Genomic DNA, 26410 nt, shown 5'->3' on the forward strand with positions numbered 1-26410 from the left:
GGCACCCGCGGGGTGCCGGCCTTCTCGCTGTTCAGGACGGTTCGGGCCGCCGCGCAAGCGCCGGCCTCGGCGGGGCACCGTCGCGCAGGGGCGGGTCGTCGTCGCCGAACGACTGGTCGAAGCCGGGGGCGGATCGCGCCGAGCACCACGTCGGCTCGGTCTGGCTCCTCAGCGCCGCGCGGTCACGACCCGCAGGACCTCGTCGCCGACAGTGACCTCGTCCCCGGCGGTCACCTGCTTGCCGCGGCGGGTCTCCACCGCGCCGTTGACCCGGACCTGGCCGTCCTCCAGCACGGCCTTGGCCGCCGCCCCGTGCTCGACCAGGCCCGCCAGCTTCAGCAGCTGGCCCAGTCGGATCGCGTCGTCCCGGATCTCCACATCGCGCATACGGCCATTGTCCGCCGCCGGTCCGCCGCGGGGCCGAACCGGTTCCGTGGCGGTACGCTCGGTGTTCGTCCGGTCACCTCGCGCTGGGAGGTCGCCGTGCCCGTCGCCGTCACCGGCAGCATCGCCTCCGACCACCTGATGCACTTCCCCGGCCGGTTCGCCGAGCAGCTCGTGGCCGAGAACCTGGCGCAGGTGTCGTTGAGCTTCCTGGTCGACGACCTCGTGGTCCGGCGCGGCGGCGCGGCCGCCAACATCGCCTTCGCGCTGGGCGTGCTGGGGCAGCGGCCGGTACTGATCGGCGCGGTGGGCGACGACTTCGCCGACTACCGCTCCTGGTTGGAACGCAACGGGGTGGACTGCTCCGGGGTGCACGTCTCGGAGGTGGCGCACACCGCGCGGTTCGTGTGCACCACGGACGAGGAGTTCAACCAGATCGCCTCGTTCTATGCCGGGGCGATGGCCGAGGCGCGCAACATCGAGCTGGCGCCGGTGGTCGCCGCAACCGGGGCCGACCTGGTGCTGATCAGCCCGAACGACCCGTTGGCGATGCTGCGGCATGCCGACGAGTGCCGGCAGCGCGGCTACCGCTTCGCCAGCGACCCGTCGCAGCAGCTCGCCCGGCTCGGCGGGCAGGAGGTGCGGCGCGTGGTCGAGGGTGCGGAGTTGCTGTTCTGCAACGCCTACGAGTGGGGGCTGCTGCTGCGGAAGACCGGGTGGTCGGAGCCGGACGTGCGGCGGGTGGTGGGTACCCGGGTCACCACGTTCGGCGCCGAGGGCGCGGAGGTCGTCTGCCGCGACGGATCGTGCCTGCACATCCCCGCGGTGCCCGCCCGCGGCCGGGTTGACCCGACCGGCGTGGGCGACGGTTTCCGCGCGGGTTTCCTCGCCGGAGTGCAGACCGGGTTGTCCCTGGAACGCTCCGCCCAGCTGGGTTCGCTGGTCGCGGTGCTGGTGCTGGAGGTGACCGGCACCCAGGAGTGGGCTCTGGACCACGGCGGTGCGCGGCAGCGCTTCGCCGACACCTACGGAGCCGAGGCGGCGGCCGACGTCGCCGCGCTGCTTTCCTGACCGTCCGACAGGGCCGCGGCACCGCGGCCTCGCGCCCTCCTTTTCCGGCGCATCCTGCACAGAATGTGTAGGAACAGTGCCTGGTGTATGTCGCGGGGAACGCGCACCACCCACCAACCAGCGCCAAAGCCCCCAACTTTGCTGCGGAGTTCGGCGCAGCGGCGCTTCAGTCGCTCGGCTCAGCCAGCGCCTCGGCCACCGCCGAGATGTCCTCGGGTCGCACCCGGCAGCAGCCGCCGATCAGCTGCGCGCCCGCGTCCCGCCACCGCTTCGCCTGCTCCGCCGACAGCCGCGACCGGCCCTGCCAGCGGCGCTGTCCGGCGTCCCACTGCTCGCCGCTGTTCGGGTAGGCCACCGCGGGTTTCCCGGTCGCCGCGCGGGCGATCTCGACTGCCGCGAGCACGTCGTCCGGAGCCGAGCAGTTGACGCCGACGGCGATGATCTCGGCGCTGCCGGCCGCCACCGCGAACGCCTCCGCCAGCGGTTGCCCGGCGCGCGTCCGATCGCCACTGATCGTGAACGACAGCCACGCCGGGACGCCCAGTTCCGCCACCGCCTCCACCAAAACCTGGGCCTCGTCGGCGTCGGGCACCGTCTCCAGCGCGAGCAGGTCCGGGCCCGCCTCGGCCAGTACCTCCAGCCGCGGCAGGTGAAAGTCGCGCAGTTGCTGCTTGGTCAGGCCGTATCGGCCGCGGTACTCCGAGCCGTCCGCGAGCACCGCGCCGTACGGACCGACGGACGCCGCGACCCAGCGGTGCCGTCCGGGCTCGACGTCCCCGGCCAGCCGCGCCAGCTCCACGCTGCGGCGCATCAGCTTCGCCGCGTCGGCGCGGGACAGGCCGCGTTCCGCGAAACCCGCGAAGCTCGCCTGGTAGCTCGCGGTCGTGGCGATCTCCGCGCCCGCCCGGTAGAACGCGGCGTGCGCCGCGACGATCTCCTCCGGGGCGTCGGCCAGCAGCCGCGCCGACCACAGCGCATCGCTGAGGTCGTTGCCCTGTGCCTCCAACTGGGTGGCCAGGCCGCCGTCCAGGATGACCGGCACGCCGCCGAGCTCGAACGCGTTCACCTCGCCAGCGTAGCCACCACCGCCGCCGTCCACACGGGACCGATCGAGTGGGGCTACCCGAGCAACGCCGGTGCCGGGTGCCCCACCTCGGTCAGCCCTTCACGCTGCCCGCGGACAGGCCGCTGACGAGGAAGCGCTGCACCAGGTAGAAGACCAGCACCGCCGGGATCGCCACCAGGACCGAGGCCGCCGCCAGGTGGCCCCACTCCGCCCGGTTCTGCTGGACGAACACCTGCAGGCCCACCGCCAGCGTTTTCGACCGGTCGTCGGCCGACAGGAACGCCGAGGCGAACGCGACCTCACTCCACGCCACGATGAACGAATAGAACGCGGTCACCGCGAGCCCCGGCTTGGCCAGCGGCAGCACCAGCCGCCAGAACACCCCGAACGGTGACAACCCGTCCACCCGCCCGGCCTCGTCGATGTCGGCCGGGATGCCGTCGAAGTAGCCCTTGAGCATGTGGGTGCAGAACGGGATCGCGGTGCTGCAGTACACCAGCACCAGTCCGAACACGCTGCCCTGCAGGCCCAGTGCGAGCAGGATGTTGTACAGCGGCACGATCAGCACCGCGAACGGGAACATCTGCACGACCAGAAACGACAGCAGCAGCCAGTGCCGGCCCGGGAACCGGAAGCGGCTGGCCGCGTAGGCCGTGGTCGCCGCCAGCGCCACCCCGAGCACCGTGGTCAACGCCGCGATGAGCACGGAGTTGCCGAACCAGCTCAGGAAGGCGCCCTTCGCGCCGGACAGCACATCCCGGTAGTTGTCCAGAGTGGACTCGTTGAACAGCGACGGGGTGGCCTCGATCGCCTTGGAGTTCGGCCTGAACGACACCACCAGCACCCAGAACACCGGGAACATCGCGACGAACGAGGCCGCGATCAGCGCCGCGTGCAGCCCGAGGCTGGCCGCGGTGGACCGGCGGTTCCGCCGGGACCGGTTCGCCGCCGCGGGAGTGGCCTGCAACGAGGCCGCCTCGATGGTCATCTCACAGCACCTCCCCCTGCCGGCGCATCGCGCGGCGGTAGATCGCCGCGAACACCAGCAGCACCGACAGGATCAACACACCGTAGGTTGAGGCGATCGCGTAATCCCTGGTGGCGCCGGAGAAGAACCGCTCGAAGGCGTAGGTGACCAGGATCCGGGTGTGCGGGTTGTTCTCGGTGACCAGATAGATCACCGGGAACATGTTGAACGTCCAGATCACCCCGAGCAGCACCACGGTCCCCGACACCGCCCGCAAGCCGGGCAGCGTCACGTGCACGAACCGCTGCCACGGTGTGGCGCCGTCCATCTCGGCCGCCTCGTAGAGGTCCGACGGGATCGCCTGCAGGCCGCCGAGCAGCGCCACCATCATGAACGGCACGCCGAGCCAGATGTTGACCACGATCACCGACACCAGCGCCAGATCCGACTGTCCCAACCACACCTGCGGCGGCAGGCCCACCAGCTCCAGCACCCAGTTGATCAGCCCGTACTCGGAGTTGAACAGGTACCGCCAGGCGAAGGCGCTGATGAACACCGGCACCGCCCACGGCAGGATCAGCAGCACCCGGTACAGCCCGCGCCCGCGCACCGGCCGGTTGAGCAGCATCGCCAGCCCCAGCCCGATCACGTAGTGGAAGAACACGCACGCGAACGTCCAGACCAGCGTCCGGGCCAGCGTGGACCAGAACGACCCGTAGGCCGGATCGCCGGAGAGCACGTTCAGGTAGTTGGCCAGGCCGACGAACTCGTAGCGCGTCGGCCGGTCCAGCACCGGGTTGGCGATGGTGGTGTCGTTGATGTCGGTGAAGGTGAAGTACAGGCCCTGCGCCAGCGGGACCACGACCAGCACCGCCAGCACGACCACCACCGGCAGCACCATCGCGTAGGCGAACCAGTGCCGCGTCAGGAAGTTCCGCATCAACGATCAGTCCCAGCGTTGCGCGTAGTCGGTCAGGACCGTCGTCTTGTAGGTCCGGGCGAGGTCGTCCAGCGCGGTCTTGGCCTCCTTGCGTCCGGACAGGATGTCCGCGTAGGACGTCTGCAGTGGCTCCAGCAGTTCGTTGTTCTCCGGAATCCACGGCCGGTTGTGGGCGCTGGCCACCAGCGGCCGGAACGCCGCCACCACCGGGTTCTGTGCCACCGACGGCACGTCGTAGGCGGACCTGCGGGTCGGCAGCAGGCCCAGCCGCTCGGCGATCCTGGCCTGGTTCTCGGTGCTGCTCATGCACTGGATGAACCTGGTCGACGCCTCGGTGGCGTGGCTGCCCTGCCGGATCACGTAGTTGTGGCCGCCCACGGGCGCGGGCGTCGCGGAGCCCGGAACAGCCGCGATGCCCAGGTTGGCCGGGTCGGCGAACTGTGGGGACTCGAGGTATTCCGCGGCCGCCCACGGACCGTCGATGACCATCGCGACCTCACCGGAGGTGAACGCGGCCTTCATGCTGGTGTAGGAGTTCGGCTGGTCCAGGGCGGTGCGGGCGGCGTTCGCGTCCAGCAGGTCCTTGGCGACCTGCATGCCGCGCACGGCCTCGGGCGAGTTCACCGTGATCATCCGCGAGTTCGTGTCCACCAGGTCGCCGCCGTGGGTGTAGAGGAACGGCAGCGCGTAGTACTCGTCGTTGTTGATGAACAGCGCGCGGTCGCCGCCGAGCTTCGGCGCGATCGCCTTGACGTCGTCCCAGGTCCGGGGCGGGGCCACCCTGGCCTGGTCGAGCAGCCGCTTGTTGTAGTACAGCGCGAGGGTGTCGGTGACCTGCGGGACGGCGTAGGTTCTGCCCTTGTACCGGGTGGACTCCAGCGGCGCGGGCAGGAAGTCGCCGGTGTCGGTGGCCAGCGGGGTGTCCGAGAGGTCCTGGATGAGCCCGGCCTGCGCCAGCTGCGCGATCCACCCGACGTCGGCGCGCAGCACGTCCGGCCCGCGGCCGCCCTGCGCGGCGGTCTTGTAGTTGTTCAACGCCTGGTCGAAGGCGACCGTCTCGACGCGCACCTCGTATCCGCCGGTGCGGCCGCACTCGGTCGCGATCTCCCGGAACACGGCGCTCTCCGCCGAGTCGCTGGTGTCCCAGTAGACGACCTGGTTGGCGTTGCCGGCATCGCCGCAGGCGGAGAGAGCGAGCGCACCCACCAGGCCCAGGGCGGCGCCGACCGTGGCCATGGGTCTCATGACCGGACCTCCTTGCAAGATTTTGCTATCCGCTGGCGTTTGATTGCATACCCGGGTGTGATGCGAGTCAAGGTCCTTTGGGATTAATTGAAACGTCGCGGAAGCTGGTTGGGTGGAAGTGATTGCAAAGTCTTTCTGTTCTGTGCAGGATGTCGACAGGAGCTGGCAACGGTGTGACGGGAGCGGGAAGTGGCTGGTCTGGCCGAGATCGCCCGGGCGGCCGGGGTGAGCGTGTCCACGGTGAGCCGAGTGCTCAACCGTCGGCCGGGCATCAAGGAGGAGACCCGCCAGCGGGTCCTCGAGGTCGTCAACCAGATGCCGCACACCGCGCGCGGCGTCGGCGCGCTGCGGCGCACCGGGGTGATCGGCCTGCTGGTGCCGGAGCTGTCCAACCCGGTCTTCCCGGCCTTCGCCGAGGCGCTGGAGAGCCGCGCGTCCCTGGCCGGGTACGCGACGCTGCTGTGCAACACACGCGCCGCCATAACCGAGAAGGAGCACGTCCAGATGCTCGTGGCGCGCGGCGTCGAGGGCATGATCTTCGTGTCCCCGGAGATCGCCAACCCGGACAACGACGAGCGCCGCAGCCGCAACTACTACGAGAAGCTCCGCGCCGAGGGCGTGCGCATGGTTTTCGTCAACGGCGGCGCGCCGACCCTGGACGTCCCGGACATCACCGTCGACGAACACCTGGCGGGCTACACCGCCACCCGGCACCTGCTGGAACTGGGCCACCGCCGGATCGGGTTCGTCAGCGGCCCGGCCCGGGCGCTTCCGTCCCGGCTGAAGCGGGCCGGGTGGGCGGCGGCCCTGGAGGAGGCCGGGGTGGAACCGGAACCGGCACTCGTCGCGCACGCACCGTTCGGCGCCAGGGGAGGTGCCGAGGCGGTGGGCGAACTGCTCGACGGTCCCCGCCCCACCGCGGTGCTGTGCTCGTCGGACGTGATGGCGCTCGGCGCGATGCGCGAGGCCAGGCGGCGCGGCCTGGCCACCCCGGACGACCTCTCGGTGGTCGGGTTCGACGACATCCCACTGGCCGCCTACTGCCAGCCCGCGCTCACCACACTGGCCCAGCCCATCCACGACATGGCCGCCGCCGCGGTCGACGAGCTCGCGCGGCAGCTCGACCCGGACAAGCCCGGCGCCGCCACACGCTTCAGCCGCATGTTCCGGCCCACCCTGATCGTCCGCGAGTCCACCGCCGCACCCGGCGCCTGACGGCGCTGCGGAACCGAGCCCGCGAAGGAGCGAAGATGTCCGCCTGGTGGCGTGATGCCGTCGTGTACCAGATCTACGTCCGCAGCTTCGCCGACAGCGACGGCGACGGGATCGGTGACCTGGCCGGGGTGCGGGAGCGGCTGCTGCATCTGCAGCGGCTGGGTGTGGACGCGCTCTGGCTGACGCCGTTCTACCCGTCACCGATGGCCGACGGCGGCTACGACGTCGCCGAGTACTGCGACGTGGACCCCCGGTTCGGCACGCTGGCGGACTTCGACGCGCTGCTCGCCGAGGCGCACTCCCGCGGACTGCGGGTGCTGGTGGACCTGGTGCCCAACCACACCTCCGACCAGCACGCGTGGTTCGCCGAGGCGCTGGCCGCGGCACCGGGCAGCGCGGCGCGCGACCGGTACCTGTTCCGGGACGGCCGCGGGGCCGAGGGCGAACTGCCGCCCAACGACTGGGAATCGGTCTTCGGCGGTCCGGCGTGGACCCGGGTGCCCGACGGCCAGTGGTACCTGCACCTGTTCGCCCCGCAGCAGCCGGACCTCAACTGGCGTAACCCGCAGGTGCGCGCGGACTTCCGCAAGGTGCTGAAGTTCTGGCTGGACCGCGGGGTGGACGGGTTCCGGATCGACGTCGCGCACGGCATGATCAAGCACCCGGAGCTGCCGGACACCGGGCTCGACAAGCAGATCTCCCTGCTCGGCAGGGGCGAGCTGCCCTATTTCGACCAGGACGAGGTGCACGAGATCTACCGCGACTGGCGCGAGCTGTTCGACTCCTACCCGGGCGGGCGCATCGGCGTGGCGGAGGCATGGGCGTCCACCAGCGAACGGCTGGCCCGCTACGTCCGGTCCGACGAGCTGCACCAGGCGTTCAACTTCGCGCTGCTGGAGGCCCGGTGGTCGGCGGCCGGATTCCGCGCCGTGGTGGACGACTCGCTGGCCACCACCGCGCAGGTCGGCGCGACGACCACCTGGGTGCTCGGCAACCACGACGTGCAGCGCCCGGTGACCCGCTACGGGGGCGGCGAGCTCGGCCTGCGGCGGGCCCGCGCGGCCGCGCTGTTCAGCTTCGCCCTGCCCGGTTCGGTGTACGTCTACCAGGGCGAGGAGCTCGGCCTGCCCGAGGTGCTGGACCTGCCGGACGGTGTGCGGCAGGACCCGATCTGGGAGCGGTCCGGGGGCACCGAGCGCGGGCGCGACGGATGCCGGGTGCCGCTGCCGTGGTCCGGGGCGCGGCCGCCGTTCGGGTTCGGCCCGGCCGGCAGCTGGCTCCCGGTGCCGGGGGAGTGGGCGCGGCTGACCGTGTCCGCACAGGAGGCCGACCCCGGCTCGGTGCTGTCCACGTACCGCGACGCTCTGGCCCTGCGCAGGCAGCATCCCGCGCTGGGCGACGGCGGTCTGGAGTGGTTGGACGCCCCGGAGGGGGTGCTGGTGTTCCGGCGCGGAGCGGGCTTCGTCTGCGCCACGAACTTCGGAGACTCGGCGGTGGAGCTGGACGTGCCCGGGCAGCTGCTGTGCCGCAGCGACGCCGGTGCCGGCTGGGACGGCGTGCTGCCGGGAGCCACCACGGTGTGGCTGTCGATCGACGACAAAGATTAACCAAGAATCGTCTAAACAGGTCTATTACTCACGGTTCGGTCGTGGTCGCATGAAGCCCCCTGGTACAGGAGGTGGTTCATGCTGCGACGGATCGGAAGCGGTGTGGCGGCGCTCGCGCTCGCCACGTTGGGCGTGGTCGGACTTGGGCAGGCGCCCGCCTCGGCCGCGCCCAACTTCCAGGTCCCGTTCAAGTGCGGGGTGACCGTCACGGCCGCGACCTTCAGCGGCCACAACCCGCCGAACTCGGTGGACTTCCAGAAGGACGGCATCACCGGGATGCCGGTGCTGGCCTCGGCGGCGGGCACCGTGACGCGCGTCGAGAACGAGGGCAACACCAGCTACGGCCGCTGGGTCGAACTCGACCACGGTAGCGGCTGGCGGACCCGCTACGCCCACCTGTCCACCCAGACCGTGAAGGTGGGGCAGAAGGTCAGCCGCGGCGCCAAGATCGGCACCGCGGGCGCCACCGGCGGGGTCACCGGCCCGCATCTGCACTACGAGCAGCGCCACAACGGCACGGTGGTCAAGGCTGTCCTCGATGGCGTTGCGGTCCCGTACTACGGCAAGACGCCGTTCACCAGCAAGAACAACTGCAGTGGTAACCCGTACACGCCGACGGAGGTCTGCGGTTCGGGCTACCAGGTGATCGACTCGGCGGGACTGTCCGGAGCGGGCACGGTCTACCTGCTCTACAACTCGTCGAACCGGTACAACTGCGTGGTCACGCTGAAGGCCACGTCCCTGGGCACGGCGTCCCCGACGTCGGCGTTCCTGGAGGTGCAGGGCAAGACGAGGGTGACCGACACGGGCAACTTCACCTACTACGCGGGTCCGGTCCGCCAGGCGGCGGGCGCGACCTGCGTGAAGTGGGGAGGCTCGGTCGGCAGCAAGTCCTACACCAGCCCCTTCGAACACTGCGCCTGACCGCGCGCCGACACGCGAAGGGCCCGGCTCGCCGTGGGGCGGGCCGGGCCCTTCGCCGCGGGTCAGAGGCGGACCGGGTAGTGGGGTTCGGGAACCTCCGGGGAGAGCCGGCCCTCGATGAAGATGCCGTGCCAGAGCATGAACACCAGCAGTGCCCACAGGCGGCGGCTGTGGTCCAGCACGCCCGAGCGGTGCTCCTCCAGCAGCTGCAGGATCGCCGTGCGGTCGAGCAGGTGGTCCGTCTGCGACTGCTGGATGATGTTGCGCGCCCAGTCGTGCATCTCGTCCCGCAGCCAGTGCCTGATCGGCACCGGGAAGCCCAGCTTGCGGCGGTTGAGCACGTGCGCGGGCACCACCTGGTACATCGCCTGGCGCAGCGCGTACTTCGTGGTCTCGCGGGTGATCTTCTGCTCCAGCGGGATGGTGCTGGCCACCCGGAACACCTCGGGGTCCAGGAACGGCACCCGCAGCTCCAGTGAGTTGGCCATGGTCATCTTGTCGGCCTTGACCAGGATGTCGCCGCGCAACCAGGTGAACAGGTCCACGTGCTGCATGCGGGTCACCGGGTCCCAGCCCACCGACTGCCGGTACGGGCCCGCCGTGACGTCCTTGTGCGACACCCCCGGGTCGAACCCGCGCATCACGCTGCGCAGCTGGTCGTCGCGGAAGATCCGCGCGTTGCCGTAGTAGCGCTCCTCCAGGCTCAGTGCACCGCGGCGCAGCAGGTCCTTGCCGCGCACGCCCTCCGGGATGGCGCTGGACACCTTGCCCATCGCCTTGCGCAGCGCCCCCGGCACCTTCTCGAACGGCGCCAGCGACAGCGGCTCCCGGTAGATCGTGTAGCCGCCGAACAGTTCGTCCGCGCCCTCCCCGGACAGCACCACCTTGACGTGCTGGCGGGCCTCCCGGGCGATGAACCACAGCGGCACCAGCGCCGGGTCGGCCACCGGGTCGTCGAGGTACCAGACGATCAGCGGCAGCGTCTCCATCATCTCCTCGGCGGAGACGGTACGGACCACGTGCTTGACCCCGATCGCCGCCGCCGACTCGGCGGCCACGTCCACCTCCGAGTAGCCCTGCCGCTCGAAGCCGGTGGTGAAGGTGATCAGGTTCGGGTTGTGCTCCTTGGCCAGCGCCGCGATGGCCGTGGAGTCGATGCCGCCGGACAGGAACGCCCCGACCGTGACGTCCGCGCGCATGTGCTTGGCCACTGAGTCGCGCATCACGTTCACGATCTCGTCGTGCAGCCGCCGCGCGTCCGCGTCGGTGCGGACCGGGCGGGGGCTGAAGTTCGGCTGGAAGTACCGCTCGGTGACCAGCTGACCGCCCGGGGACACGGTGAACGACGTGCCCGACTCGATGCGGCGGATCTGCCGGTGCAGCGTCTCCGGCTCCGGCACGTACTGGAGCACCAGGTAGTGCTGCAGCGCCTTGTGGTCCAGCTCCTCGGCGATGCGCAGCGTGTTGGCCAGACTCAGCAGGCTCTTCTTCTCGCTGGCGAACGCCACTCCGCCCGGACCGGCCGCGTAGAACAGCGGCTTGATGCCGAACGGGTCACGTGCCCCGAACAGCACCCGGCGTTCGCTGTCCCAGATCAGGAACGCGAACATGCCGCGCAGCCGACCGACCATCGAGGTGCCCAGGTAGTGGTACGCGGCGACGATGACCTCGGTGTCGCCGTCGGTGCCGAACCGGGCCCCGAAGCGCTCGATCAGCTCGGCGCGCAGCTCGAGGTAGTTGTAGATCTCACCGTTGAACGTGATCGTGTAGCGCCAGGGCGACTCCGGCGGGCCCCAGGTCAACGGCTGGTGGGAGTGCTCAAGGTCGATGATCGACAGCCGGTTGAAGCCGAAGACCACCTCGCCGCCCTGCCAGGTGTCGCTCTCGTCCGGTCCGCGGTGTCGTTGACACGGCAGCGCATTCGCCACGGCGTTCACGGCGTGACCGGCGTTCTCTTCAGTGGGACAGATGAGTCCAAGCAGGCCGCACACGCGTCTGGTGCACCTCTCCGAGTCGGCGGTGTTCTTCAGCCCCCCAGGCTGTCCCAGTATGCCGTCCGCCCGCCTGGTTGCTGCACGCGCGGGGCCCGCGAGATCACGTGGAACGGCGATCGACGCCCCCGGAGCAGTATCGCCGCTACACCTGGGCTAGGCTCTGCCCAGGATTCCGGCGGCCGATCCGTCCCCCGTCCGCGTGACGGTGCTCGGGTCATCCGGCCGCAGCGGTGAGTTTTGCACGAGGAGGCGTCGCGCAGTGGGCCTGAAGGAGGGGACCCGAGTGCCACGGCTGGTCAAAGTCACTGGGCTGATCGGCCTGGTTGGTGTCGCGGCCACGGGCTGCACGACCGACGAGGTCCTGCGGTTCGGCTGGCCTCAGGGCGTCACCCCCCAGGCCGAGTCGATGCGGCAGCTGTGGACCTGGTCGGTCATCGCGGCACTCGCGGTGGGTGTGATCGTGTGGGGGTTGATCTTCTGGACGGTGGCGTTCCACCGCAAGAAGACCGACGAGCTGCCCCGCCAGTTCCAGTACAACCTGCCGCTGGAGCTGATCTACACGGCGATCCCGTTCGTGCTGGTGGTCGTGCTGTTCTACTTCACGGCGGTGAACCAGAACTACGTGCTGGCCAAACCGGCCAAGCCGGACGAGACGGTCAACGTGGTCTCGTTCCAGTGGAACTGGGAGTTCAACTACCCCGAGCACCGGACGCCGGACGGCCAGCCGGTTCGCACCGTCGGCAGCAGCAGCGAGATCCCGCTGCTGGTCCTGCCCACCGGCAGGCGCATCGAGTACCACGTGAGCTCCACCGACGTCATCCACTCGTTCTTCGTGCCGGAGTTCCACTTCAAGCGGGACACCTTCCCGCACCCGGAGAAGAACAACCAGGACAACGTCTTCCAGAACACCATCGATCGCGAGGGCGCGTTCGTGGGCCGCTGCGCCGAGCTGTGCGGCACCTACCACGCGATGATGAACTTCGAGGTCCGCGCGCTGTCGCCGGACAAGTTCGACCGGTACATGCAGCTGCGGACGCAGATCAACCCGCAGACCGGCCAGCCGTACACCGCCGCGGAGGCGCTGCGCGAGATGAACTGCGGCGAGCTGTGCACTCCGTACGCGGTGACCGGCGTTCCGTTCAACACCGACCGCACCGGCGGAGCCCCCTCCGGTCAGAGCGGAACCAAGTAGGGGTGCCCTCGACGGGGCGCGAGGCGTGAGAGCGAGGACTCCATGAAGGTCGAAGCCAGGATCTTCAACGTCATCACATTGTTCTTCTTCCTGTCCGCGATCGTGTACGGGGTCTGGGCCAAGGAGCCGGTGGGCACCGTGGCGCTGCTCCTGGTCGGCGGCCTGGCGCTGATCATCGGCAGCTACTTCTCCTTCGTGGCCCGGCGCATCGAGGCCCGGCCGGAGGACAACCCGGACGCCGAGATCAGCGACGGTGCGGGCGAGCTGGGCTTCTTCAGCCCCGGCAGTTACTGGCCGGTGGGTCTGGCCGCCGCCGCCGCCTTCGCCGGAATCGCCGTGGCGTTCTTCCACGTGTGGATGATCGTGATCGCGGTCGGCTTCGTGCTGATCATGGTCGCCGGGCTGGTGTTCGAGTACCACACCGGTCCGAACCACCACTGACAAGCAGCCGCGCGCAGGCCCCCGTGTCCAGGTCGGACCGGGGGCCTGCGGCGTTCTAGGATCTTCGCAGTTCACCGCTGAACAGGAGGTTCACCACCGTGATCACCGCGATCGTGCTGATCCAGACCACCGCCGACCGCCTCACCGAGGCGGCCCAGGAGATCGCCGACCTCGACGGTGTGGACGAGGTGTACTCCTGCGCCGGTGACGTCGACCTCATCGCCATCCTGCGGGTCTCCCGCCACGAGGACCTGGCCGACATCGTGCCTGGGCGCATCAACAAGGTGCCGGGCGTCCTGGGCACGGACACCCACATCGCCTTTCGCTCCTACTCCCGCAAGGACACCGAGGCCACCTTCTCCATCGGCCTCGAGGAGTGAGTCTCATCCCGGGCTACGCAGGTGGCCGCTTGGCGGAGCCTCAGACGCCGTCTCGCCGCGGGACCGCGGGCATCGCGTATCACCGCATTCCGTGCGAGACGGCGTCTGAGAACCCGCGGGTGGTTCAGCGGCTAACACCGCTTGCCTGACGGGATCAGGTGGGTCTGCGTCCGGAGCAGGCCAGTGCACAGCCGGCTCAGGCGCCGAGTTCGGCGCGGAGGGCTGTGGAGCGGGTCGCCCAGCGGTCCAGGAGTTCCGCCGCGGCTCCCGAGTCGATCGCGCGGGCCGCTCGCTCCAGGCCGGCGCCGAGCTGGGCGCTCAGGTCCGCGCCGGGGCCTTCGTAGGCGACCACCGCGCCCGCGGCGTTGATCAGCACGGCGTCGCGCACCGGACCTGGGGCACCCGCCAGCAGCTCGTGGACCACCTTGGCGTTCACCGTCGCGTCGCCGCCCCGCAGGTCCTCCGGCTGGCTGTAGGCGATGCCGAACTCCCGCGGATCGATCCGCTCCTCCCAGACCGCTCCGTCGTGCACCACCCACACCGAGCTGCCCGCCGTGGTGGTGATCTCGTCCATGCCGTCGTCGCCGCGCACCAGCAGCGCGGAGTTACCGCGCGCGGCGAAGACCTCCGCCATTACCGGCGCCATCCGCACATCCGCGCAGCCGATCAGCCCGGCCGCCGGACGGGCCGGATTGGTCAGCGGCCCCAGCACGTTGAACGCGGTCGGGATGCCGATCTCGCGGCGCGGCCCGGCGGCGTGCTTCATCGCCGGGTGGAACACCGGCGCGAAGCAGAAGCCGATGCCGACCTCGTCGACGCAACGCCGCACGCCCTCCGGCGGCAGGTCGATGGCCACCCCCAGCTCCTCCAGCACGTCCGCGGTGCCGCACTTCGACGACGCGGCGCGGTTGCCGTGCTTGACCACGGTGATGCCGGAGGCGGCCAGCACGATCGAGGCCATGGTGGAAATGTTCACACTGCCCGAGCGGTCACCGCCGGTGCCGACGACGTCCACCGCGCGTCGGGTGATCTCCAGCGGCCGGGCGTGCCTGAGCATCGCGTCGGCCATGCCGCGGACCTCGGCGGGCGTTTCGCCCTTGGCGCGCAGTGCGACCACGAAGGCCGCGACCCGCGCCGGGGTCGCCTCACCCGTCATGATCAGGTCCATCGCCCAGGCGGTGTCCTCCGCGGAGAGGTCCTCACCCGCGACCAGGCTGCTCAGCAGTCCTGCCCAGTTCCCCGCCATGGTCCCCACGATCTTCCTTCAGAGTCGTTCCGGCCGCGAAGGCCGCCTCACGCCGGTACCGGCTTGCCCTGCGTGCGCAGCACCTCGGCCACCGTCTCGGCCGCCGCGAGCGGGTCGAGCGGGTGCACGAGGACGGCATCCGCCAGCGACCAGGTCGCCAGCCACCGGTCGTCCTTGCGGCGCACCGCGACGATCACCGGCGGGCACTGCGCGATCTCGTTCTTGAGCTGCCGGGACACGCCCATGCCGCCGGTCGGCTGCGCCTCGCCGTCCAGGATCACCAGGTCCGCGTTGCCCGCGTCGACCTCGCTGAGCACATCGGCCACCGTGCCGGCCTCGATGTAGCGCAGCCGTCCCAGGTCGGGAGCGGGCCGGTGCCCGACCGCTGTGATGATCGCCTCCCGGACCTCGGGGCGATGGCTGAACACGAGGACGTTCGTTGTCTGTGTGCTCATCGACAGCTCCTAGCTGGTCGGCGCAGGGCCGGCGGACGTACCGCCGAATATTCCCGCATGCTATCGACCCGACCGGGGCGAACAGTAGCCGCCCGGCCGAAGTGATCTACCGCGCCGCCGGTTGCAGTGCGTCCCAGCCGAAGGACTGACCGCCGTGCCGCTGGGCCAGCCCGGCCATCCGCGAGCTCTCCTGTGAGCAATGTAACGCGTCGAGTTCCTGAACACGGAGAGCGACCAGCGGGGTCAGCTCCGGCGCCGCGCACTCCGTGCCCCGCCCGCCGGGCCGCAGCTCCCAGCCGTCGGCGGCCAGCAGGGCGCGGGCGTCCGGTACCGATCCCGCCGGCAGGGCCAGGTGGTGACGCAACACCGCAGGTAGATCGGGTTACCAGTCGGTTGCCCGGGCGAGTGCGGCCGAGGCTGCCTCGGTCTCGTCGTAGGCGATCGCCACCACTCGCAGGTCGGGGTCGTCTGCGCTGATCAGAGGCTTGCGGCGGGCCCGCCGGGCGGCTCGCAGTGCCGTCCAGCGCGCGCGGATTCCTTTCACGGTGCGTCACCTCCGGGTCGCAATCCGATCACCCTGCGGCAGACCTCCGGACCCGAAGGCGCGAGGGGAAAACGTGCAAGACATAATGCGTCGCGTGACAACGGCAGCGCCCTCAATCAGTCAACGCGTGCACTCGCTGAACCGGCCGAACATGGTCAGCGTGGGCACCATCGTTTGGTTGGCCAGCGAGCTGATGTTCTTCGCTGGGCTCTTCGCCATGTTCTTCACGGTGAAGGCGCAGAACGAGGGCGAGTGGCCACCACCGCCCACTCACCTGAACCTCCCGTACGCCCTCCCGTTCACGATCATCCTGGTGGCGTCCTCGTTCACCTGCCAGTGGGGCGTGTTCGCGGCGGAGCGGGGTGACGTCTTCGGTCTCCGCCGGTGGTACGTGATCACGCTGATCATGGGCACGGTCTTCGTGCTCGGGCAGGCCGGTGAGTACTACCAGCTGATCACCGAGCACGCGACCACGATCGCGTCGTCGGCCTACGGGACCGTCTTCTACATGACGACCGGCTTCCACGGGCTGCACGTCATCGGCGGGCTGATCGCCTTCGTCTTCCTGATCATCCGGACGAAGCTCAGCAAGTTCACGCCCGCACAGGCGATCGCCGCCATCGTGGTGTCGTACTACTGGCACTTCGTGGACATCGTGTGGATCGGCCTGTTCGCCGTCATCTACCTCGTCCCCTGATGGCTGGAGCCATGTCGCATTGATGATCGGCTTCTCAACGCGAGGTCGAAACCGAACACCCCCAACCGGACAGCAAGGGTTGCCGCACTCATGACCACCAACAAGAAACGGAACCGCGCGGGCTCGAAGCTTAAGCGGCGGATCTCCGGTGTACTGGCGCTGGGCATCGCGCTGGTGGGTGCCGGTGGGCTGTACACCGTCGTGACTCCCGAGCCGCAGACCGCGCACGCCGCCGCGGACCCGGCTTTGGTGAGGCAGGGCGAGCAGCTCTACAACAACGCCTGCATCACCTGCCACGGCGCCAACCTGCAGGGCGTCCAGGACCGCGGGCCGAGCCTGGTTGGCGTCGGCGAGGCGGCTGTGCACTTCCAGGTCTCCACCGGCCGGATGCCGATGGTGCGCCAGGAGGCGCAGGCGATGCGCAAGCCACCGAAGTTCTCCCCGGAGGAGATCGACGCGCTGGCCGCCTACGTGCAGACCTACGGCGGTGGCCCGGAGTCGCCAAAGGAGACCGGCAAGGCGCTGCAGGGCGATGACCCCGCCCGCGGTGGTGAGCTCTACCGGCTCAACTGCGCGTCCTGCCACAACTTCACCGGCCGGGGCATCGCGATGTCCTCCGGCAAGTTCGCGCCGAACCTGCACCAGGCCACCGAGCAGGACATCTACGAGGCGATGCTCACCGGCCCGCAGAACATGCCGAAGTTCTCGGACCGGCAGCTCACGCCGGAGGAGAAGAAGGACATCATCGCCTACATCAAGTCGGTGACCAACGGGAACAACAACCCCGGTGGTAACGACCTCGGCGGCTACGGGCCGGGGCCGGAGACGGTGATCGCGTGGGTCGTCGGGCTCGGCGCGCTGATCGGCCTCACCCTGTGGATCGGAGCCAGGGCATGAGTGAGCAGAAGAAGGATTACACCGAGGCCGAACTGGCCGAGATGAGCCGTGAAGAGAAGGTCCGGCTCGGCCTGGCCCTCGACGACGTCGAACTCGTCGAGTACCGGGACAACTGGCCCGTCAAGGGCACCCGCGCGGAGCGCCGGGCGGAGCGCTCGGTTGCCGCCTGGTTCGCGCTCGCCGGTCTGTCGGCACTGGCGTTCATCGCGGTCTTCGTCTTCTGGCCGTGGGGCTACCAGCCACCGTCGGACCCGACCGCGCACTTCATCTATTCGCTGTACAACCCGCTGATCGGTTTCTTCTTCGGCCTGGCGATCCTGGCCGTGGGCATCGGCGTGGTGCAGTACCAGAAGAAGTTCATCCCGCACGAGGTCGCCGTGCAGCAGCGTCACGACGGCCACGGCTCCAGCGAGGTGGACCGGCAGACCACGGCCGCGCTGCTGGCCGACGCGGGCGAGCGCAGCGGCATCGCCCGCCGGTCGATGATCAAGCGCACCGCCGGTTTCGGTATCGGGGCGTTCGGCGTCGGCGCCGGGGTCTTCGCCCTCGGCGGCCTGGTCCGCAACCCGTGGGCCGAGCAGGGACAGGCGTCCCTGCTGCACACCGGCTGGCTGTCGGAGACCGGCGAGAAGACCTACCTGCGCCGCGACACCGGCGACCCGCACGAGGTCTCGCTGGTGCGCCCGGAGGACATCGACGCCGGCGGCTTCGAGACGGTCTTCCCGTTCCGGGAGTCCATGCGGCACAACGAGCACGAGCTCGTCTCCTCGATGCGCAAGGGCGACGCGCCGGTCATGCTGATCCGGCTCCGCCCCGGCAGCAAGCCGATCAAGCGCAAGGGGCAGGAGGACTTCAACTACGGCGACTACTACGCCTACTCGAAGATCTGCACGCACCTGGGCTGCCCGACCTCGCTGTTCGAGCAGCAGACCGGGCGCCTGCTCTGCCCGTGCCACCAGTCGCAGTTCGACGTGGTCAACACCTATGCCAAGCCGGTGTTCGGCCCGGCCACCCGTGCGCTGCCCCAGCTGCCGATCACGGTGGACGAGGACGGCTACTTCGTGGCGAAAGGCGACTTCATCGAGCCCGTCGGTCCGGCGTACTGGGAGCGTAAGTCATGAGTTCGATCACCACGCCCACGAAGGGAGAGAGCAGGCTGTACCGCAAGGCCGCGCAGGCGGCCGACGAGCTGGACTCGCGGTACCGCCTGGCTCCCGGCCTGCGGCGGCAGCTGAACAAGGTCTTCCCGACGCACTGGTCGTTCCTGCTCGGCGAGATCGCGCTCTACACGTTCATCCTGCTGCTGGTCACGGGCACCTACCTGGCGTTCTTCTTCGACCCCTCGATGCAGGAGGTCGAGTACCAGGGCGTGTTCACCAACCTGCGCGGCGTGGAGATGTCGCGGGCGTTCGAGAGCGCGCTGAACATCTCCTTCGAGGTCCGCGGCGGTCTGTTCGCCCGCCAGCTGCACCACTGGGCGGCGCTGCTGTTCATGGCGTCGATGGTGGCGCACATGCTGCGCATCTTCTTCACCGGCGCGTTCCGGCGGCCGCGTGAGACGAACTGGATGATCGGCGTCACGCTGTTCATCCTCGGCATGTTCGAGGGCTTCACCGGCTACTCGCTGCCGGACGACCTGCTGTCCGGCACCGGTGTCCGTATCGCCTCCGGCATCGTGATGTCGATCCCGGTGGTGGGCACCTGGATCCACTGGATCCTGTTCGGTTCGGAGTTCCCCGGCACCGACCTGATCCCGCGGTTCTACCTGTTCCACGTGTTCCTGCTGCCGGGCCTGATCCTGGGTCTGGTCGCGGCGCACCTGGCGCTGGTCTGGTACCAGAAGCACACCCAGTTCCCGGGTGTGCGGCGCACCGAGGGCAACGTCGTCGGCGTGCGGATCATGCCGGTGTTCGCGGTCAAGGCCGGTGGCTTCTTCGCCATGGTGGTCGGCGTCTGCGCGATCATGGCGGGTGTCTTCCAGATCAACCCGATCTGGAACCTCGGCCCGTACATCGCCTCGCAGATCTCGGCGGCCTCGCAGCCGGACTGGTACATGATCTGGACCGACGGTTCGAGCCGGTTGTGGCCCGCCTGGGAGGTCTACCTCGGGCCGTTCACCATCCCGGCGGTGTTCTTCCCGACGGTGCTGTTCATGGGCCTGATCTTCACGGTCGCGATCTTCTACCCGGCGATCGAGCGGAAGCTGACCAAGGACGACGCGCACCACAACCTGCTGCAGCGGCCGCGTGACGTGCCGGTCCGCACCTCGCTGGGCGTCATGGCGCTGACGTTCTTCGGCGTGCTGATGATCTCGGGTGTCAACGACATCATCGCGTTCCAGTTCAACATCTCGCTGAACGCGATGACGTGGGCGGGCCGCATCGGCCTGCTGGTGCTGCCGCCGCTGGCGTACTACCTCACGTACCGGCTGTGCCTGGGCCTGCAGCGCAGCGACCGGGAGGTGCTGGAGCACGGTGTCGAGACCGGCATCATCAAGCGCCTGCCGCACGGTGAGTTCATCGAGGTCCACCAGCCACTGGGTCCGGTGGACGAGCACGGCCACCCGGAGCCGCTGCCCTACCAGGGCGCTCCGGTGCCGAAGAAGATGAACAAGCTGGGCGCGGCCGGTCACCCGGTCCCGGGCAGCCTGCTGCGGCCGGACCCGGTGGAGGAGAGCCGGGCGCTGGAGCGGGCCCGCCGCGAGGACGAGGTCCGCGAGCTGCAGGAGCGCGAGGAGCTGACCGCGGGCAAGCCGCAGCAGCCCACCGAGTGAGCAACCCCCGGGGCCCGCACCCGGACCCCGGCCCAGCCGAAGTCACAGAGCGAAGGGCACCTTCGACCACCCGGTCGAAGGTGCCCTTTCCTCGTTCCGCCAACCGCGCCTTATTCCCAAGTTTGCCCAGTTCCAGGTTTGTTTGCCTGAATTCGGAAATCCCTGTTCAGCCATCCGCGGGTGGCCCGGCGCGTGGGCACGGGGGCTTTCGTGCTGGGGCGGGGGCGCCGGGTCAGTCGATGGCGGCGTAGGGGGTGTGGCCCGTGATCGCCTTGTCCAGCCAGTTGCGCCACGAGCCCGCGCACCCCGCCGGCTCGGTCCACGGCACCGCGGTGCGCACCAGGCGGGTGCCGCCCGTGGTCAGCCAGCGGTAGACGACGCGCGCCTCGTCGACGGTCGTGCCGTGCAGCGGCCCGGCGCCAGGCAGCACCGTCTCCGCCGACGCCTGCAGCAGGTCCACCACCGGCATCGGTGGGACACCGCGACGCGCGGTGCCCGCGGCGGCGAGCCGGCCGTGCCGGATCACCGACAGGTGCCAGCCGCCGCGGCCGTCCGGTCGGGCGGCGACGAGTTCGGGGACGGCGGTCAACGCCGCCAGCCGCTGCCCCCGGTCCAGGGAGCGCACCAGCGCCGCCAGCTGGTCGCGGTGCACCGCGGCGTCCTCGAAGCGCTGCGCGTCCGACAGGCGGTCCAGCTCACCCCGCAGGCGGTCCAGGACGGCGTCGCTGCGGCCCTGGATGACCTCCCGGATGGAGACCACCGCGGGCTCGTACTCGGCGACGCTCTGCCGTCCCGCGCAGGGCGCCCCGCAGCGCCCCAACTCGTACAGGGCGCACGGGCGGCCCCGGGGATCGCGGGCCGGGATCCGTTCGGTGCAGCGCCGCACGGAGGTGGCGGCCTGGAGCGCTTCCACGGCTTCAGCCGCCGCCTGCCGCGACACGAAGGGCCCGAGGGCGTCTTGCTTCGGGGTGCGCACGATCGACAGCCTGGGGAACGGCTCGTCGGTGAGCACAATCCACCAGGCGCGCTGCGGGAACTTCGAGCGCCGGTTGTAGCGCGGCTGGTGCGCGGACAGCAGCCGCAGCTCGCGGACCTCGGCCTCGAGCGGGTGCGCGCAGGTCACGTGGTCCACCCGGTGCGCGAGGGCGACCATCTCCTTGATCCGGCTGCGCCGCTCCCCGGCGGTGAAGTACTGCCGGACCCGCCGCCGCAGGTCGGTCGCCGTCCCCACGTACAGCACCTCGTCGCCGGGGCCGCGGAACAGGTAGACGCCCGGTGCGTGGGGGAGGCCGTCGGCGAGACCGCGCTTGCGGCGCTGGTGGGGCGTGACGTCCGGCAGGTGCTCGAGCAGGTCCTCCAGGGTCCGCACCCCGAGCGAGCCGACCCGCTCCAGCAGCGAGTGCAGCACGTCCACGGTCGCCCGGGCGTCGTCCAGCGCGCGGTGCACCGGCTCGGTGCGGGCGTTGAGCACGCGGGCCAGCGTGCCCAGCTTGTAGTTGGGCGTCTCGTCGCGGGTCAGCACCCGCCGGGCCAGCCGCACGGTGTCCACCACCTGCGGCTTGGGCCACCGCAGGCCGAGCCGCTCGCACCCGGCGCGCAGGAACCCGATGTCGAACGGGGCGTTGTGCGCCACCAGCACGCTGCCGCGGCAGAACTCCAGAAACGCCGGAAGCACGCTGTCCAGTCGCGGCGCGTCGACGACCATCGCCTCGGTGATGCCGGTGATCGCCACGATCGAGGGCGGGATGCCGCGCTCCGGGTTGACCAGGGTGGCGAACTCGCCGAGCACCTCGCCGCCGCGGACCTTCACCGCGCCGATCTCGGTGACGGCGTCCCGGGCGCGGTCACCGCCGGTGGTCTCCAGGTCGACGATCACGAACGTGACCTCGTGCAGCGGGACTTCCTCGGTACCGGCGAGCTCGTCGAAGGACAGTTGTGGGTGCGCGGACATCGGTGATCACCGTACGTCCCGCTACCGACAGGGCCGGTGGATGCGGGAACCGCAGCCGCAGCCATTAGCCTATGAGGGTGGCACCACCGACCTCGGGGGCGGACGACGCCCCCACCCCGGACCAGTCTGCTGTGGACAGTGCACAGCAGACCGGTGGTGTTGTGCTCGACTGGGACGCACTCGCCGGGCCACTGCGGCAGCGGCTGGCCGAACTGGCCGCCGGAGCCCTGGGCGAGATGCGCCCGTCGGACGTCCCCGCGCAACTGCGACCGGTGGTCCGCTTCACCCCGGCCAAGCGCGCCAAGCTCGGCCAGTCCGCGCTCCTCGCGGCCCTTCGCGACTCCGGGGTGTTCCGTACCGCGGTCGTCGACTGGTGCCGCACCCACCAGCCCGCAGCGCTGTCCCTCGACGACCCCGACCCCCTCGTGGTCGCCGCCGCCGCAGCGCTGCAGGGCTCGCCGACCGCGCCCCACTACGCGGAACTGATCGCGTTCCGCAGCGAACAGGGCCGGCTGCGCGGCGAGCGCGACTCGGCGGCAGCCCGCGCCGAGCGCCTTGCGGCCGAGGTGCAGCGGCTGCGCACCGAACTCACCGAGGCGAAGCAGGCCGCCGAACGCATCGGCGGCGAGAACAGCGCCGAGGCCGACCGGCTCCGCAAGCGCCTGCGCGAGCAGGGAGTCCGGTTGAAGGAAGCGAAGGACGCCGCGGAGCAGGCGCGGAGCGAGCTGGAGGTGGTGCGCGCGGAGCGCGACGCCGCGGTGGCGGAGATCACCGCGGAGCGCGATCGGGAGCGCGCGCGAGCGCAGGAGGAGCGCCGCCGCGCGGATCGCGCGAGCGCCGAGGTCGAGGTGGCGCGGCAGGCCGCCCGAGAAGCCCGGCAGGGCGACGAGGTACGGCTGGCGCTGCTGCTGGAGACGTTGGAGGGCGCCGTGGGCGGCCTGCGGCGCGAGCTCGGGGCGAGCGGGACCGGGCCGCGGCCCGCGGACGTCGTGCAGCGCGTGCGGGCGCATTCCGGGGCCACCGGCGAGGTGCCGGACATCGCCGCCCTGGACCGGTTGCTGGCGTTGCCCGCGGTGCACCTGATCGTCGACGGCTACAACGTGACCAAGACCGGTTACCCGGAACTGCCGCTGTCCGACCAGCGCGACCGGCTCTCGCACCAGCTGGCCGCGCTCGCCGCGCGGACCGGTGCGGAGGTCACCGTGGTGTTCGACGGGGCCGACGTGCTGGCGGTGCCCAGCACGGGGCCGCGCGGGGTGCGGGTGCTGTTCAGCGAACCCGGGGTGCAGGCCGACGACGTGATCCGCGACCTCGTCTCCGCGGAGCCGAAGGGCCGGCAGGTCGTCGTGGCCACCTCGGATCGGGCGGTGGTGGCCTCGGTGCGGCGGCGCGGCGCGTACGCGGTGCCGTCGGCGCTGCTGCTGGCCCGGCTGCGGCGGTTCTAGTCGTTCGGCGACACCGAGCGACCGCTCGCCGATCCGCGGGTGCGTGGTCGATCTCATAGTCGCTCACCGCGCCCCCCTCGATCGTCCCACGGAGTGACGGCAATCATCACAATTCCAGGTAGACGGGGCCGAATATGCAGTCACGGTGAGCGAAGGACTCTCCTCCGTTAGAGGTCTTGTGCGCTGTTGCACAAATTTTTGGCCCCGCTTCTGGACCTTGCGCCTCACCTTTCGTAACCTAACCGGGACCTCGTGGCGATCAGCTGCCAGACAGGGCGGCGCGCGAGGCACCGCCGAATCGGCTTGTCGGGGAGTCGAACCGGACGGATACGGGGGCATCCGCACCGGTAGGCGGGCAGAGAAGCAGTGAGGAGCAGTGCGCGACGTGGCGTCGCACGGACTGAAGCGTTCTCTGCGAGGCGCCCTCGCCGCAACGGCGGTCGCAGCCGTCGTCGGCATGACCTCCGGGCCGGCTCTCGCAGACCCGCAACTTCCCGACAACGCATCGGACGCTGCCAAGCAGGTGCGGGAGCTCCAGCACCAGGCCGAGCAGCTCGTCGAAGAAAAGAAGAAGGCAGAGGACGACCACGAGGCCAAGAAGGCCGAACTCGACCGCGCCAACGCGGAAGCCTTCCAGGCCGAACAGGTCGCCAATCAGGCCCGGGCCGAGGAAGAGCGGTTCCGCGGCCAGGTCGACAAGCTCACCCACGCCTCCTACCAGGGTGCGCGGCTGAACAAGCTCTCCGCCCTGCTGGTGAGCGAAACCCCGGATGACTTCCTGGACCGTGCGTCCGCGCTGGAAGTGCTGGCCAAGGACAACAACGACGCGATCCGCGCGCTTGCCTCGGCCACCGAGCAGGCCGAGACCGCCGAGCGGACCGCACAGGACGCCCGCAACCGCGCCGCGCAGGCCGAGGCGGACGCCGCCCGCATCGCCGCCGAACTGGAACAGAAGTCCAGGGAGGTCGACGAGCAGATCGACAGGCTCAAGGAGCGGCTCGCCGAGCTGACCGACGCCGACCGCGCGTCCCTGATCACCGATGGTGAGACCGGTGTCGGCTCGGTCGCTGGTTCCGGCGCCGCGATCGCGGCGGTCAACGCCGCGCTGAGCAAGCAGGGCTCCGCCTACGTGTGGGGTGCCAAGGGCCCGTCCACCTTCGACTGCTCGGGTCTGACCTACTGGGCCTACAAGCAGGCCGGGGTGACCATTGGCGGCTCCACCAAGACCCAGGTCACGCAGGGCCGCGCCGTGTCGGCCAGCCAGCTCAAGCCGGGCGACCTGATCTTCTACTACAGCCCGGTCAGCCACGTGGCCATGTACATCGGCAACGGCAAGGCGGTGCACGCCCCGACCACGGGTGACGTCGTCAAGGTGACCAACTACCGCAACATCGGCCCGGTGACGGCGATCCGCCGCATCGTGGGCTGAACAGCCGCAGCCAGGCACTGAGCGAAAGCCGTTGCGCGGGGCCGGTACCAGCGGGTGCCAGCCCCGCCGCGTCCGGGGGCGCTCGAACCGGTCCGTGTGATCCCGCTTACCATGCGCCCTGTGCCTGGCTCGGGGAAGTTTCGCGGATGGCTTGCCGCGGTGGCTGCCGCCGCGGTGCTGGTCGGGGTGAGCGGTGTTTCCCTGCCCGAGTCGCAGCCCGCGGCACCGGCGCCCGTGGCCGGGCGGTCCGGGCTCGCCCCGGGATCAGCGGTGCGGGCGTTGCTGGAGCGGCGGGCCGATGCGGTGCTCCGCAGGGACGAAGCGGCGTTCTCGGCCACAGTGGACCCGCTCGCGCCCGCGGACTTCCAGCAGCACCAGCTCGCGCTGTTCCGCAACCTCGCGGCGATACCGTTCGCGCAGCTGTCCTTCGAACTGGACAGCACGGCGGAGCCCGGCCTCGCCACCGACACATGGGTTCCGCCGGTTCGGTTCCAATACGCGCTGGCCAATGTGGACAGCGTGCCGACGCGACGCCCGCTCGGCTACGTCTTCGCCCGCCGCGGCGGCTCGTGGTACGTCGCCGACGACCGCGGCAACGGCTCGTCGCGGGGTTGGCGCGGTCCCTGGGATTTCGGCCCGTGCCACGTCGCGCGCCCCCCGTCCGGCCTGGTCATCGGCCACCGGGCGGCCGCGGTGGAGCGGGTGGCCCGGCTGCTGGGGGCCGCGGTCGCCGACGTGACCGAGGTGTGGGGCACCGGTTGGTCGCAGCGGGTCGGCGTAGTGCTGGCGGAGACCGCGGAGGAACTGCGCGCCCTTGTCGGCCCCGAGTTCGCCGTGGAGGGCATCGCGGCGGTCGCGGTGGCCGACCGGGTGGACACGGCCGCGCGGCGTGTGGAAGGGCCGCGCGTGGTGCTGACTCCGAGGGCGGCCGAACAGCTCTCCGATGCCGCGCTGGGCGTGGTGCTGCGGCACGAGATCACGCACATCGCGGCCCGCGCGGACACCGTCGAAGGCGCTCCGAGGTGGATGCTGGAGGGCTTCGCCGACTACGTCGGGTACCGCGAGAGCGGCGTGGCACCGCCCGACATCGCCCCGGAGCTGGTGCGGCGGCTGCGGGAGGACGGCCCGCCGCACGACCTGCCCGACGATGGCGACTTCCACCAGGGCGGCCGCCGCCTCGACCTGGCCTACCAGCAGTCCTGGTCGGTGGTCCGGCACCTGGCCGAGCGTCTCGGCGAACCCCGCCTGGTGCATCTCTACCGCCGCGTCGCGCTCACCCGGGACCCCGGTGAAGTGGACGCCATCCTGCGCGAGGAGACCGGCATGACCACGCGTGACCTGGCCGCCGACTGGGCCGCGGCCCTGCCCGCCGACTTCCACCCCTGATCCGGTGGGAACGGCACCTTCCACCCAGTCAGGTTGAACTGGTCCCCGGTGGTTGGACTGTGGAATTCAGTTCCGATCATCGGGGAGCGGTGGTTTGGCTGGGCGTAGTTCGTTGACCGCGGAGCAGCGTGCGGCGGCGATAGAGTTGTTTGATGATGGTT

Annotated in this window: 25 protein-coding genes; 14 read left to right on the forward strand and 11 right to left on the reverse strand. The window is 70.4% G+C overall.

Annotated elements, in window-relative coordinates; translation table 11 throughout:
• Nucleotides 1-168: 168 nt before the first annotated feature.
• Nucleotides 169-387, reverse strand: a complete 219-nt coding sequence (locus IEY17_RS24205) for an RNA-binding S4 domain-containing protein (protein WP_188991653.1) — start codon at nucleotides 385-387, stop codon at nucleotides 169-171.
• Nucleotides 388-525: 138 nt separating this feature from the next.
• On the opposite strand from IEY17_RS24205, the gene IEY17_RS24210 reads away from it, so the two are divergent.
• A complete protein-coding gene (locus IEY17_RS24210; protein ID WP_188991699.1) occupies nucleotides 526-1455 on the forward strand; it encodes a carbohydrate kinase family protein in 930 nt (309 codons plus the stop codon).
• Nucleotides 1456-1621: 166 nt separating this feature from the next.
• Here the strand turns inward: IEY17_RS24210 and mmuM are convergent, their stop codons facing one another.
• The 4 genes from mmuM to IEY17_RS24230 all read right to left on the reverse strand — a co-directional run bounded on the left by mmuM (nucleotide 1622) and on the right by IEY17_RS24230 (nucleotide 5673).
• A complete protein-coding gene (gene mmuM, locus IEY17_RS24215; RefSeq protein WP_188991655.1) occupies nucleotides 1622-2521 on the reverse strand; it encodes a homocysteine S-methyltransferase in 900 nt (299 codons plus the stop codon).
• Between the two features lie 91 nt (nucleotides 2522-2612).
• The gene (locus IEY17_RS24220) at nucleotides 2613-3509 is read right to left on the reverse strand and encodes a sugar ABC transporter permease (protein ID WP_188991657.1); all 897 of its coding nucleotides are present in this window, start codon (nucleotides 3507-3509) and stop codon (nucleotides 2613-2615) included.
• A gap of 1 nt (nucleotide 3510) precedes the next feature.
• The gene (locus IEY17_RS24225) at nucleotides 3511-4428 is read right to left on the reverse strand and encodes a carbohydrate ABC transporter permease (protein WP_188991660.1); all 918 of its coding nucleotides are present in this window, start codon (nucleotides 4426-4428) and stop codon (nucleotides 3511-3513) included.
• A gap of 6 nt (nucleotides 4429-4434) precedes the next feature.
• The gene (locus tag IEY17_RS24230; RefSeq protein WP_188991662.1) at nucleotides 4435-5673 is read right to left on the reverse strand and encodes an extracellular solute-binding protein; all 1239 of its coding nucleotides are present in this window, start codon (nucleotides 5671-5673) and stop codon (nucleotides 4435-4437) included.
• A gap of 189 nt (nucleotides 5674-5862) precedes the next feature.
• Here IEY17_RS24230 and IEY17_RS24235 point away from each other — a divergent pair, with 189 nt between their 5' ends.
• The 3 genes from IEY17_RS24235 (at nucleotide 5863) to IEY17_RS24245 (ending at nucleotide 9419) form a co-directional block, all read left to right on the forward strand.
• Complete coding sequence (locus IEY17_RS24235; RefSeq protein WP_188991664.1) at nucleotides 5863-6888, forward strand: LacI family DNA-binding transcriptional regulator; 1026 nt, start codon at nucleotides 5863-5865, stop codon at nucleotides 6886-6888.
• 35 nt (nucleotides 6889-6923) lie between these two features.
• Nucleotides 6924-8495, forward strand: a complete 1572-nt coding sequence (locus IEY17_RS24240; protein WP_188991666.1) for a glycoside hydrolase family 13 protein — start codon at nucleotides 6924-6926, stop codon at nucleotides 8493-8495.
• Between the two features lie 78 nt (nucleotides 8496-8573).
• Entirely contained in the window at nucleotides 8574-9419 is an 846-nt protein-coding gene (locus IEY17_RS24245) for a M23 family metallopeptidase (RefSeq protein WP_188991668.1), read from the forward strand.
• Nucleotides 9420-9481: 62 nt separating this feature from the next.
• Here IEY17_RS24245 and asnB read toward each other — a convergent pair whose 3' ends face one another.
• Complete coding sequence (gene asnB / locus IEY17_RS24250; protein ID WP_188991670.1) at nucleotides 9482-11410, reverse strand: asparagine synthase (glutamine-hydrolyzing); 1929 nt, start codon at nucleotides 11408-11410, stop codon at nucleotides 9482-9484.
• A gap of 262 nt (nucleotides 11411-11672) precedes the next feature.
• Between asnB and ctaC the strand changes: the two genes are divergently transcribed.
• The 3 genes from ctaC (at nucleotide 11673) to IEY17_RS24265 (ending at nucleotide 13426) form a co-directional block, all read left to right on the forward strand.
• Nucleotides 11673-12605 carry an aa3-type cytochrome oxidase subunit II gene (gene ctaC / locus IEY17_RS24255; protein WP_188991672.1) on the forward strand — a complete coding sequence of 311 codons (933 nt, stop codon included), beginning with the start codon at nucleotides 11673-11675 and terminating at the stop codon, nucleotides 12603-12605.
• Nucleotides 12606-12647: 42 nt separating this feature from the next.
• Entirely contained in the window at nucleotides 12648-13046 is a 399-nt protein-coding gene (locus IEY17_RS24260) for a cytochrome c oxidase subunit 4 (protein WP_188991675.1), read from the forward strand.
• 98 nt (nucleotides 13047-13144) lie between these two features.
• Complete coding sequence (locus tag IEY17_RS24265) at nucleotides 13145-13426, forward strand: Lrp/AsnC family transcriptional regulator (protein ID WP_188991677.1); 282 nt, start codon at nucleotides 13145-13147, stop codon at nucleotides 13424-13426.
• A gap of 196 nt (nucleotides 13427-13622) precedes the next feature.
• Here the strand turns inward: IEY17_RS24265 and trpD are convergent, their stop codons facing one another.
• The 4 genes from trpD to IEY17_RS25975 form a co-directional block, all read right to left on the reverse strand.
• Entirely contained in the window at nucleotides 13623-14672 is a 1050-nt protein-coding gene (trpD, locus tag IEY17_RS24270; protein ID WP_188991679.1) for an anthranilate phosphoribosyltransferase, read from the reverse strand.
• A gap of 47 nt (nucleotides 14673-14719) precedes the next feature.
• Complete coding sequence (locus tag IEY17_RS24275) at nucleotides 14720-15127, reverse strand: response regulator (RefSeq protein WP_188991681.1); 408 nt, start codon at nucleotides 15125-15127, stop codon at nucleotides 14720-14722.
• Nucleotides 15128-15233: 106 nt separating this feature from the next.
• Nucleotides 15234-15494 carry a hypothetical protein gene (locus tag IEY17_RS24280; protein ID WP_308424023.1) on the reverse strand — a complete coding sequence of 87 codons (261 nt, stop codon included), beginning with the start codon at nucleotides 15492-15494 and terminating at the stop codon, nucleotides 15234-15236.
• Between the two features lie 15 nt (nucleotides 15495-15509).
• Nucleotides 15510-15671 carry a hypothetical protein gene (locus IEY17_RS25975; RefSeq protein WP_308424024.1) on the reverse strand — a complete coding sequence of 54 codons (162 nt, stop codon included), beginning with the start codon at nucleotides 15669-15671 and terminating at the stop codon, nucleotides 15510-15512.
• 85 nt (nucleotides 15672-15756) lie between these two features.
• Between IEY17_RS25975 and ctaE the strand changes: the two genes are divergently transcribed.
• From ctaE to qcrB, 4 genes are all read left to right on the forward strand, one after another.
• On the forward strand, nucleotides 15757-16368 hold the full coding sequence (ctaE, locus tag IEY17_RS24285; RefSeq protein WP_188991683.1) for an aa3-type cytochrome oxidase subunit III: 612 nt from the start codon (nucleotides 15757-15759) through the stop codon (nucleotides 16366-16368).
• Between the two features lie 90 nt (nucleotides 16369-16458).
• Complete coding sequence (gene qcrC, locus IEY17_RS24290) at nucleotides 16459-17265, forward strand: cytochrome bc1 complex diheme cytochrome c subunit (RefSeq protein ID WP_188991685.1); 807 nt, start codon at nucleotides 16459-16461, stop codon at nucleotides 17263-17265.
• On the forward strand, nucleotides 17262-18386 hold the full coding sequence (gene qcrA / locus IEY17_RS24295) for a cytochrome bc1 complex Rieske iron-sulfur subunit (protein WP_188991687.1): 1125 nt from the start codon (nucleotides 17262-17264) through the stop codon (nucleotides 18384-18386). Before qcrC ends, qcrA begins: the two co-directional genes overlap by 4 nt.
• Entirely contained in the window at nucleotides 18383-20038 is a 1656-nt protein-coding gene (gene qcrB / locus IEY17_RS24300; protein WP_188991689.1) for a cytochrome bc1 complex cytochrome b subunit, read from the forward strand. Before qcrA ends, qcrB begins: the two co-directional genes overlap by 4 nt.
• A gap of 232 nt (nucleotides 20039-20270) precedes the next feature.
• Here the strand turns inward: qcrB and IEY17_RS24305 are convergent, their stop codons facing one another.
• A complete protein-coding gene (locus IEY17_RS24305; protein WP_188991691.1) occupies nucleotides 20271-21989 on the reverse strand; it encodes a DEDD exonuclease domain-containing protein in 1719 nt (572 codons plus the stop codon).
• A gap of 71 nt (nucleotides 21990-22060) precedes the next feature.
• Between IEY17_RS24305 and IEY17_RS24310 the strand changes: the two genes are divergently transcribed.
• From IEY17_RS24310 to IEY17_RS24320, 3 genes are all read left to right on the forward strand, one after another.
• Nucleotides 22061-23434 carry an NYN domain-containing protein gene (locus IEY17_RS24310; RefSeq protein ID WP_188991693.1) on the forward strand — a complete coding sequence of 458 codons (1374 nt, stop codon included), beginning with the start codon at nucleotides 22061-22063 and terminating at the stop codon, nucleotides 23432-23434.
• 376 nt (nucleotides 23435-23810) lie between these two features.
• Nucleotides 23811-24863 (forward strand): C40 family peptidase, encoded by a 1053-nt coding sequence (locus IEY17_RS24315; protein ID WP_422662583.1) that lies wholly within the window; start codon nucleotides 23811-23813, stop codon nucleotides 24861-24863.
• A gap of 159 nt (nucleotides 24864-25022) precedes the next feature.
• Entirely contained in the window at nucleotides 25023-26249 is a 1227-nt protein-coding gene (locus IEY17_RS24320) for a hypothetical protein (protein ID WP_229680570.1), read from the forward strand.
• The last annotated feature ends 161 nt before the right edge of the window (nucleotides 26250-26410 follow it).

This window comes from Saccharopolyspora thermophila (assembly GCF_014646075.1).
Classification (GTDB): domain Bacteria; phylum Actinomycetota; class Actinomycetes; order Mycobacteriales; family Pseudonocardiaceae; genus Saccharopolyspora; species Saccharopolyspora thermophila.

Excerpts from the sequence above, each read along its gene's own strand:
- IEY17_RS24305 (WP_188991691.1), bottom strand. The coding sequence starts at position 21,989 with ATGTCCGCGCACCCACAACTGTCCTTCGACGAGCTCGCCGGTACCGAG.
- IEY17_RS24230 (WP_188991662.1), bottom strand. The coding sequence starts at position 5,673 with ATGAGACCCATGGCCACGGTCGGCGCCGCCCTGGGCCTGGTGGGTGCG.
- qcrC (WP_188991685.1), top strand. The coding sequence starts at position 16,459 with ATGACCACCAACAAGAAACGGAACCGCGCGGGCTCGAAGCTTAAGCGG.
- IEY17_RS24205 (WP_188991653.1), bottom strand. The coding sequence starts at position 387 with ATGCGCGATGTGGAGATCCGGGACGACGCGATCCGACTGGGCCAGCTG.
- IEY17_RS24240 (WP_188991666.1), top strand. The coding sequence starts at position 6,924 with ATGTCCGCCTGGTGGCGTGATGCCGTCGTGTACCAGATCTACGTCCGC.
- IEY17_RS24310 (WP_188991693.1), top strand. The coding sequence starts at position 22,061 with ATGAGGGTGGCACCACCGACCTCGGGGGCGGACGACGCCCCCACCCCG.
- IEY17_RS24275 (WP_188991681.1), bottom strand. The coding sequence starts at position 15,127 with ATGAGCACACAGACAACGAACGTCCTCGTGTTCAGCCATCGCCCCGAG.
- IEY17_RS24260 (WP_188991675.1), top strand. The coding sequence starts at position 12,648 with ATGAAGGTCGAAGCCAGGATCTTCAACGTCATCACATTGTTCTTCTTC.
- IEY17_RS24220 (WP_188991657.1), bottom strand. The coding sequence starts at position 3,509 with ATGACCATCGAGGCGGCCTCGTTGCAGGCCACTCCCGCGGCGGCGAAC.
- IEY17_RS24210 (WP_188991699.1), top strand. The coding sequence starts at position 526 with ATGCACTTCCCCGGCCGGTTCGCCGAGCAGCTCGTGGCCGAGAACCTG.
- qcrB (WP_188991689.1), top strand. The coding sequence starts at position 18,383 with ATGAGTTCGATCACCACGCCCACGAAGGGAGAGAGCAGGCTGTACCGC.
- ctaE (WP_188991683.1), top strand. The coding sequence starts at position 15,757 with ATGCGTCGCGTGACAACGGCAGCGCCCTCAATCAGTCAACGCGTGCAC.
- IEY17_RS24245 (WP_188991668.1), top strand. The coding sequence starts at position 8,574 with ATGCTGCGACGGATCGGAAGCGGTGTGGCGGCGCTCGCGCTCGCCACG.
- trpD (WP_188991679.1), bottom strand. The coding sequence starts at position 14,672 with ATGGCGGGGAACTGGGCAGGACTGCTGAGCAGCCTGGTCGCGGGTGAG.
- qcrA (WP_188991687.1), top strand. The coding sequence starts at position 17,262 with ATGAGTGAGCAGAAGAAGGATTACACCGAGGCCGAACTGGCCGAGATG.
- IEY17_RS24225 (WP_188991660.1), bottom strand. The coding sequence starts at position 4,428 with ATGCGGAACTTCCTGACGCGGCACTGGTTCGCCTACGCGATGGTGCTG.